The organism is Novimethylophilus sp., assembly GCF_036504375.1.
In the GTDB taxonomy this organism is placed as follows: domain Bacteria; phylum Pseudomonadota; class Gammaproteobacteria; order Burkholderiales; family Methylophilaceae; genus Novimethylophilus.
In genome coordinates, this window is the sequence record NZ_DASXVH010000092.1 from 1 (window position 1) to 3,913 (window position 3,913).

Genomic DNA, 3,913 nt, shown 5'->3' on the forward strand with positions numbered 1-3,913 from the left:
GAACGCTGGTCGACGCCGACCGGCAGCGTACGCATGCCGGCCACGCGCGGATTGACCTTCTGCCCCAGCAGCATGCCGCCGCCGCCCGGCTTGGCGCCCTGCCCGATCACCAGTTCGATGGCGTCGGCCCGGCGTAAATCGTCCGGATTGAAGCCATAGCGCGACGGTAGGCATTGGTAGACCAGTGTCTTCGACGAGTTGCGCTCTTCCGGCGTCATGCCGCCGTCGCCCGTGGTCGTCGACGTGCCCATTTCGGTCGCTGCCAGGCCGAGCGACTCTTTCACGTTGGCGGACAGGGAGCCGAAGCTCATGCCGGCAATGGTAATTGGAATCGCCAGTTCAATCGGCTTCTTGGCGAAGCGGGTGCCGAGGATGGTCTTGGTAGTGCATCTTTCGCGATAACCTTCCAGCGGATAGCGCGAGGCCGAACCCGCCAGGAACACCAGATCATCGAAATTCGGCACTTTACGCTTGGCGCCAAGACCGCGGATTTCGTACAGTCCGGTCGCGGATGCGCGGTGGATGTACTCGATCACTTTTTTGTTGAAGCCGGTGCTTTCTTCCAGAACTAATTTTTTGCTCATGATTTAATACTCCTGATTCGAGTCAGCGTTCCAGTTGTACAAGGTTTTCGCTGAAGCAATGCGTTTGAATTCCTTGGGGTCATGGTTGAATCCGGCGATATCAAGCAGCCTCTTGACCGTAACGTAATCCGCTTCGCTCATGGGCTCCTCGCGGGCGTCCGCGCCCAGCGACTTGATCTTGCCCCTGACGTAGAGCACCGCTTCATACAAGGAGTCCCCAAGCGCGTCTCCCGCGTTGCCGCAGACCACCATATGCCCGGCCTGCCCCATGAAGGCGGAGAAATTGCCGATGTTGCCGCCCACCACGATGTCGATGCCCTTCATCGAGATGCCGCAGCGCAGGCTGGCATCACCTTCGATGATGAGCGTGCCGCCGTGGCCGCTGGCGCCGGCGGATTCGGAAGCGAACCCCTTGACGCGCACCTGGCCCGACATCAGGTTTTCCGCCACCCCCCAGCCCACATTGCCATGCACCGTGACCCTGGCCTGCTTGTTCATGCCGGCGACGTAATAGCCGCCGTGGCCACGAATATCCACCTCAGCCGGAACGTCCAGCCCCACCGCTATGCTGTGCACGCCGTCCGGATTCAGGATTTCGACTTTGTCGACTCCCTTTTGCGGGAATTCCTGATGCAGGTACTGGTTCAGTTCCCGCACACCGATCTTGTGAAGGTCTAGACTTTCCATATGTAGAGCTCCTCTGGCATAGGTTCAAAGAGTTTTGCGTTTTTCACGTCCGGCAGGTGCGCCAATGACCTGTACTCGGAAGCAATCGCAACATAATCGTCATGCTCGGCGACAATGGCCGGCTTGCAGGCGAAAGGATCGCGCACCAGGGCCAACTGGTCGCTGGTCCCCATCAGCAGCGTATAAAAGCCGTCGAGAATTTCGAAGCCCTTGTGCAGCGCCGTTTTCAGATCGTCGCCCTCGCGCATGCGCCACTCCAGAAAACGGCAAGCCGCCTCGGTGTCGTTATCGGTTTCGAAGACGATGCCTTCGTGCTGCAGCATGCGGCGCACGCTGTTGGGATTGGAAAAAGAGCCGTTATGCACCAGGCACCAGTCTTCGCCTGCCGTGTACGGGTGGGCGTTCTGCGGGGTAACCGCGGATTCCGTCGCCATACGGGTATGGCCGACCAGATGGCTGCCGCTCAGGTTCTCGAAGTTGTAACGGGCCGCCACTTGCGCGGGCGTACCGGTGTCCTTGTACACGTCCATGAGCTGGCCTACCGACAGCAGATGCAGCCGCGGATAGTGCTCCTTGAGCCAGACTTTTACCGTCGCCGGCTCGAGGTGCGTGGTAAGAACCGCGTGATTTACCTTTTGCGCGAGTTCGGCCTTGCTGCCGAGATGCGTCAGAAAATCGTGTTCCAGCTTTTGCCAATTGAAATCCGCGTCGGTGGTGTACAAGTTGAACTTGCGCTCATTATTCGCCACCGGCGCTCCAAATACCGCCAGACCGGCGGAATCCGGCCCGCGGTCGGTCATGCCGATCAGCATGGGCAACATCATTTCCCCGATCGACGCTCTCATCTTCTGGTTTTTCACCAGCAGTCCAACAATTCCACACATAATTTTCTCCTAATAAATTCAATCGCCGAGTTTAGAAAAACTCCACGTAACGCTTGATTTCCCAGTCCGACACATGGCGCATGTAATCCACCCACTCCATGCGCTTGAGATTGAGGAACTCCTGCGACAGCCCGTCTCCCAGCGCATCGCGGATCACCTTGTCTTCCTCCAGTGCGGTCAGCGCCTCGTTGAGGTTCTGCGGCAGGATGCCAATGCCTTTCTTCTTCAGTTCAGCAGGGGAAAGGTCGTAAAGATTGATGCTGTGACCGTTGCCCGGATTGAGTTCGCGCTTCACCCCATCCAGACCGGCCGCGATCACCGCTGCGGTGGTCAGATAGGGATTGCAGCTGCCGTCCGGCAGGCGCAGTTCGAGGCGGCCATAGGGAATTCGCACCATGGTCGAGCGGTTATTGTTGCCGTAGGAAATGTAAGCCGGCGCCCAGGTCGCACCAGACAGGGAACGGCCGACTACCAGGCGCTTGTAGGAATTGACCGTAGGTGCCGCCAATGCCGTCAGCGCCGGTGCATGCTGCAGCACGCCGGCAAGAAAGTGGTAGGCCAGCTTCGACAGGCCATGACCCGTTTTATCGCTATCGTCATGGAACAGGCTCTTCTTGCCGTCACCGATGGACATATGCATATGCATGCCATTGCCGGGACGATTGCTGAAGGGCTTGGGCATGAAGGAGCAGATCATGCCCAGTTCGTTGGCGATCTCGCTGGCAGCCATCTTGAACATGACGTAATCGTCGCAGCTCTTCAAACAGTCGGAGTAGGTATAGTTGATCTCGAACTGGCCATTGGCATCCTCATGGTCGATCTGATAAACGTCCATGCCGACCGCGATCAGGGCTTCGGTCAGCCGCTCCAGAAACTCGGCGTTGCGCGTGATGCCCTTGTAGTCATAGCAGGGTTTCTGCAAGGTGTCGGAAGACTCCGCAGGGTGAATCTGGCCGTGCTCATCCATACGCAACAGCGAAAATTCCGGTTCCAGACCCGTGTACAGCGTCCATCCGTTCTTGGAGAGCCGCTCGATCTGTTTCTTCAGCACGACACGCGAGTCGAAAGCGTACGGCTTGCCTTCCACATGCCCGTCGCAAATGATGCGGGCATAGCCCGGTTGCCAGGGGATCAGGCTCAGCGTAGCCAGTTCGCCCACCGCCATGTAATCCGGCCCGTTGGGTTCTATGCCCATGCCCCAGATGGCGCCGCCTGCGAAGCCTGCACCATTCTTGAGTATGTCTTCCAGATGCGCGGCAGGGACCGACTTGACCTTGGCCACGCCGTGAATATCCACGAACTGGGCCAGCACGTATTTGATGCTGTTGTCTTTCAGGAACTTCTTTGCTTCCGCCAAAGATTTCATAAACCTCTCCCTTGAATATAAAGATGCTTCTAGAGCACGTCCTTAAAGTGAGCAGACAAGCCCACTGCACCGCCCCCCAATTCTTCGGCAATTTCCAGCACCGTATCCCACATGTAGGGGCCATAGGTCCCATCGCACCACAGCCGGTAAATTGCTTCACCGTTCAGGGTCTGGCGCAGAACGGTGGCGGAAATGCCTGCCACCTGCGTCATCACCACCGCGTTTTCTGCCAGCGCGGGCCTGCGCAAATCCAGCGTGCAAAGTTCGGAAAGCAGGTTCTGCACCCGGCTGCCGCTCAGGATCAGCGCGGCATCACTGCGCTGGACCCGGTACAGGCCGTGGATCTTTTGCTGGTCATCGGCATGCAGCGCTTTGCAGACCTGGCTCCCCGG

General features: G+C 58.3%; 4 protein-coding genes and 1 pseudogene. All 5 read right to left on the reverse strand.

The features are described from left to right. Positions 1-584, reverse strand: a 584-nt coding sequence (locus VGK14_RS13500; protein ID WP_331509617.1) for a glutamate synthase-related protein, incomplete at its 3' end; no start/stop codon positions are given. 3 nt (positions 585-587) lie between these two features. Then, the gene (locus VGK14_RS13505) at positions 588-1,271 is read right to left on the reverse strand and encodes a protein glxC (protein WP_331509618.1); all 684 of its coding nucleotides are present in this window, start codon (positions 1,269-1,271) and stop codon (positions 588-590) included. Next, positions 1,259-2,155: a glutamine amidotransferase family protein gene (locus VGK14_RS13510; protein WP_331509619.1), complete on the reverse strand. Its 897-nt coding sequence runs from the start codon at positions 2,153-2,155 to the stop codon at positions 1,259-1,261. Before VGK14_RS13510 ends, VGK14_RS13505 begins: the two co-directional genes overlap by 13 nt. 31 nt (positions 2,156-2,186) lie before the next feature. Then, on the reverse strand, positions 2,187-3,521 hold the full coding sequence (gene glnT / locus VGK14_RS13515) for a type III glutamate--ammonia ligase (RefSeq protein WP_331509620.1): 1,335 nt from the start codon (positions 3,519-3,521) through the stop codon (positions 2,187-2,189). Positions 3,522-3,550: 29 nt separating this feature from the next. Next, positions 3,551-3,913: pseudogene (locus VGK14_RS13520) on the reverse strand (hypothetical protein); the annotation flags it as partial.

Excerpts from the sequence above, each read along its gene's own strand:
- glnT (WP_331509620.1), bottom strand. The coding sequence starts at position 3,521 with ATGAAATCTTTGGCGGAAGCAAAGAAGTTCCTGAAAGACAACAGCATC.
- VGK14_RS13510 (WP_331509619.1), bottom strand. The coding sequence starts at position 2,155 with ATGTGTGGAATTGTTGGACTGCTGGTGAAAAACCAGAAGATGAGAGCG.
- VGK14_RS13505 (WP_331509618.1), bottom strand. The coding sequence starts at position 1,271 with ATGGAAAGTCTAGACCTTCACAAGATCGGTGTGCGGGAACTGAACCAG.